The sequence below is a fragment of the Achromobacter marplatensis genome, from assembly GCF_049060505.1.
Taxonomy (GTDB): domain Bacteria; phylum Pseudomonadota; class Gammaproteobacteria; order Burkholderiales; family Burkholderiaceae_B; genus Achromobacter; species Achromobacter marplatensis_A.
In genome coordinates, this window is record NZ_JBMGRB010000024.1 from 1 (window position 1) to 4,067 (window position 4,067).

Consider the following 4,067-nt stretch of genomic DNA (forward strand, 5'->3'; position numbering starts at 1 on the left):
GGTATTGGCCTATTGCCAGTGCTTGAGGTAGTTGGTGCAAAAGACACCACTCGCTTCATCGATGGCATCGAGGTTGTTAATCAAAAAACTAGTCAGGTTCTCCAAGGCACAGTTGATCTTGGCCCAATCTTGGATCGGAGGTGGAAATGTATTACACAGCCGACCACTACAAAATCTTCATTGCGCCGCAGTGGCAATGTGGCGGTTGCAGAAATCGACATTCCAGGCATACCGAAACAGATGGCTGCACACAGTCGGGTTTCGGAGGCGGGTAAGGGACTTATTGGCTCCGGTAACGGACTCTTCACCGCACAAACGGTACCCAACAAGGCTGGAGACATGGTTCATCGTGGGATGGACACCGAATATAAAATTTTCGATAATATTGCCGGCCAGCTGGGGAATAATACGTCGATACGAGGAACAGTAAATATACTGACGGAAAAGGCTGCTTGTGCGAGTTGCCTTAATGTTGCCGAGCAGTTCAAGGCAAAGTATCCGAATGTGGAAGTAAATATTTCTGACAATCAAGGAGTTATGCTCCGTCCGCCAAGGAAGACGCAGTGATGGAAGAACGTGTGACTTATGGTGAAATACGGGCCTGGTTTTTAGGTTGTTATTACGATTATTGCAGGGCTAAGATTAGTCATGGGGGTGCGTGGGTCGAGGGCGAAAGCGAAGTGGGCTATGCCTATGGTGAGCTTGAGAACTCGTTTGATATGCCGATTGAAAAATTAATGCTAGAGGTTTTGGCTATTGTGCTTTCGGCCGGGAGGTCTTCGGAGCATGTCAGAAATTACCATATGCGTATTATCGGAGAACTGCTTTCCGAAATAGATATATCCTCTGTTTTGGATGGTTTACCATTTGAGGAGGCGGCGGAGCTAAGGTCCGATCTTAAATGTTTGGGTTTATATTAGTTGCGAAATTTCGCGTAATTAAACAGATGCGGATGGTGTTTGTTTCGGGGGGTTATGTATCAGAAAAAAAGGTTTCAGGCACTGAGGTTTCCCACGAATTTATCGCCGCCATTCAATGAGTCCGGCAATGCTCGATGGTGTTGCAAGAGCCCAAGAGCAGACGTCTCGGTCAAGGCCTGAGCCCATTCGGCATAAACCATGGCCACAAGCGTAAGCAGCGAGATGGTCGGCCGGTCTTTCCGGCTGTTGGATTCATAGGCCGGCCTCAGTTTTCGGCTGTCGGCCAATTTGCCGAATAGCTACAGCAAGAAAGTCGCTAACTCGTGGATCAATAACAAGATCTGCAGATGGGCGCGAAAATAAGGTGTCAGTCTGACACCTTATTTCATTCTGATCGGCGCAACAGCCAGCGCAGATCAGATCATCGCCTCGGTCGGCAAGAATCTTCGAATCGAGACGCTGCAAGACACCAGCACCTACGATGCCAAGCAGCAGAGCGCCGGCATTCAAGCCAGCATTTGCATTTACGGCTACTGCAAAAGCTCCGTCTCCGGAAATGTCTCGCAAGGCAGGATGGACAGCAATTTCCAGACCGCTACACAGCAGGCGGGGCTGAACGCGGGTGACGGCGGTTTTCTGGTGAACGTGGGCCAGAACACCACGCTGATTGGTGGCGTCATATCGAGCAGTGAGCAGGCTGTGGCAGACGGCCTGAATCAGCTGTCCACAGGCACGCTTATCGTCAAAGACTTGCAGAATACCGCGCGCTACAAGGCTGATCAGGTCGCGCTCAGCGGTGGATATAGCTGGGGAGGCAGAGGGGGAGGGGAAGCTAAGCAGGGTGATGTCGGTACGAACTCGAAAGGGCAAGCGGCGGGCGGTGCGGATAAGGTGCCTGGCACGAGCTTACCGACGAACAGCGATGGAATGTCCGCCGGTATGCCCGTGGTCGTTGCGGCATCTGGGAATGCCGATTCGACGACATACAGTGCGATCAGCGGCGGCAGTGTAGTCATTCGTGATGGGGCTGGCCAACTTGTCCTGACCGGCAAGACTGCGGAGGAGACGATCGCGTCGTTGAACCGAGACACGACCGATACGTTGAATGCGCTGAAGCCGATCTTTGACAAGGAGAAGATCGAGGCGGGGTTTGAGATTGCGTCGGAAGCCAGTCGGCAGGTAGGGCAGTTTTTGACGAATCGGGCGAAGGAAACGCAAAACGCGAAGGAGCGATCGGAAGATAAATCCCTTTCATACGCGGAGCGTGCAAAAGCCGCGCAGGAACACGCCGACCTTGAAAGCAAGTGGGGCGCTCAGGGAAGCTATAGCCAGTGGGGGACCATCATCCTGGGCGCTGCGAGTGGCAACGTCATGGGAGGCACAGGGCAGTTCATTCAGGCCGCCACGGTGAATTACCTGCAGACGCTGGGCGCGGCAAAAATTAAGGAAATTAGTGGTGCGCTGGGCGGGGAAGGTTCCGTCGGGCATGCCGCGCTACATGCGGAGCTGGGTTGCGCCGGAGCGGCCGCCCAAGGCGCATCTTGCGGTGCTGGTGGGGCAGGCGCGCTTTCAGGCGTGGTCTTGAGCAAACTGCTGGATAGCACTGACGCTGTCAATGGCAAGAAGCTGACGCCTGAAGAGGAACAAGCGCGCGTCAACCTGATAAGCAGCATCGTTGCTGGCATTGCCGCATCGATTGATCCGTCGGCTGCCGTGCCCGCGGAGATCGCGGCGCGTATAGAGGTGGAGAACAACAGCCTCTATAAGAATCGCGACAAGGTGGCTCGCATGAAGGCGGAGCTGGTGGGAGGCCTGGAGGCGGCATGTGGTGCCGACAATAATTGTCTCGAAACAGGATGGGCGCGAGCGGATCAGATGGCGGCTGCGTATGACGTAGCGCTTACGCTGACCCATTACCCCGATTTGACCAAGGAGAAAGCCGACGCACTGGCGCAAGCAGTGTTGGATCTGGCGCCAGGGGTGTCAAACGTCAGTGCATTGTATGAACTGGTGACGGGGAAGACCGCGACCGGAGACGAGGCGAATCAGTACTTTGCCGCCATTGGGCTTGTGCCGGTGGTTGGCGGCATGCTTAAGAAAGGCGGGCAAGCGGTCCATGTATTTGCGGAGGCAGATAAGGCTCTTGATGTTGGCAAACTGGGAGGGGTAACGAAAGGGACTTCGACAGCGCTGGAAACCACTGGTCCCATTAAAATTAGCGGCGGTCGGGCTATCGACAAGGCGCAAAGCTATGAAAGTGGCGTGCGGGATATGTATGGCAGCTCGTTAACATTCGAAGAGCGGCAATTCACGACGATAGTAGATGGAAATATTGTCAACGGCGTTGCTGATGATGTGATCCTTATCGGCGGGAAGAAAACCGCTGTTGAGGCAAAATTTGTTGAAGACTGGAGCAGCTCAATCCGAAATCCAGCAAGCCCCTCCGGTTCCAGACAATGGTCGACGGCTGAACAAGCGGCGATGGTAGAGCAGGCTAAGAAATACTCATCAGCCTTTGACGGGGGGCTGTTTATCATACCAATAGCCCAGAGTTGGCTAGTTATTATTCCAAGATTTTTATTGATGCGGGAGTGAGGAACTTTAAGTTTATAATTACGCCAACTAAAAATTGAGGTGCAGAATGGCTAACCAACTTGAAGAACTGGAGAGAATCTTCGGCGGAAAGATTGAGCGGCGTGCTGAGCGTTCTATCCCTGGGGTGGAGCCTATAGATGGTACTGAGTTTCTATACTATGAAGATGATGGTAAGAATACGGCGAAAAAGCAGTTTAGGCTGCTTCTGGATTCGGCGGCACCAATAATTGCTACAAGTGGTGGTGTCGTTGCTGATAGTTGCCGTATTGGTCTACCCGCCGGAACTTTATTCCACGCCTTGTCTTATCATGGTGATGTTGCTGGTTGGAAAGCTGCTGTTGAAGCAGGGGCGAGTTCTCGCGGTTTATTACTCGCCCGAATCGAAGGCGATAAATTTGTTATTTCTGATGGTTGTTCATTTCCACTATCGGAGTGCAAAATAGAGTTCATTTGAATATTGATAAGAATCAATAAACAGCGGCGGCAAAGCGCCCGGACCCGTCCAGATCGCCAGTGTTGGCCTTCCCGGCGGCACGGTCGTGCGCAGTGTGT

General features: G+C 52.9%; 4 protein-coding genes and 1 pseudogene. All 5 read left to right on the forward strand.

Going from position 1 to position 4,067, the window contains the following annotated elements:
* A partial coding sequence (locus ACI0FO_RS29310; RefSeq protein ID WP_416032080.1) for a deaminase domain-containing protein occupies nt 1-567 on the forward strand: 567 nt, incomplete at its 5' end.
* Nucleotides 567-920, forward strand: coding sequence for an Imm2 family immunity protein (gene imm2 / locus ACI0FO_RS29315; RefSeq protein WP_416032081.1), 354 nt, complete (start codon nt 567-569; stop codon nt 918-920). The genes ACI0FO_RS29310 and imm2, both read left to right, overlap by 1 nt.
* A gap of 393 nt (nt 921-1,313) precedes the next feature.
* A pseudogene (locus ACI0FO_RS29320) lies at nt 1,314-1,409 on the forward strand (hemagglutinin repeat-containing protein); the annotation flags it as partial.
* 84 nt (nt 1,410-1,493) lie between these two features.
* The gene (locus ACI0FO_RS29325; protein WP_416032082.1) at nt 1,494-3,515 is read left to right on the forward strand and encodes a pre-toxin TG domain-containing protein; all 2,022 of its coding nucleotides are present in this window, start codon (nt 1,494-1,496) and stop codon (nt 3,513-3,515) included.
* 46 nt (nt 3,516-3,561) lie between these two features.
* Complete coding sequence (locus tag ACI0FO_RS29330; protein ID WP_416032083.1) at nt 3,562-3,969, forward strand: hypothetical protein; 408 nt, start codon at nt 3,562-3,564, stop codon at nt 3,967-3,969.
* The last annotated feature ends 98 nt before the right edge of the window (nt 3,970-4,067 follow it).

Bases quoted from the DNA above. Each gene is read 5' to 3' on its own strand.
- imm2 (WP_416032081.1), top strand. From the start codon at position 567: ATGGAAGAACGTGTGACTTATGGTGAAATACGGGCCTGGTTTTTAGGT.
- ACI0FO_RS29325 (WP_416032082.1), top strand. From the start codon at position 1,494: ATGGACAGCAATTTCCAGACCGCTACACAGCAGGCGGGGCTGAACGCG.
- ACI0FO_RS29330 (WP_416032083.1), top strand. From the start codon at position 3,562: ATGGCTAACCAACTTGAAGAACTGGAGAGAATCTTCGGCGGAAAGATT.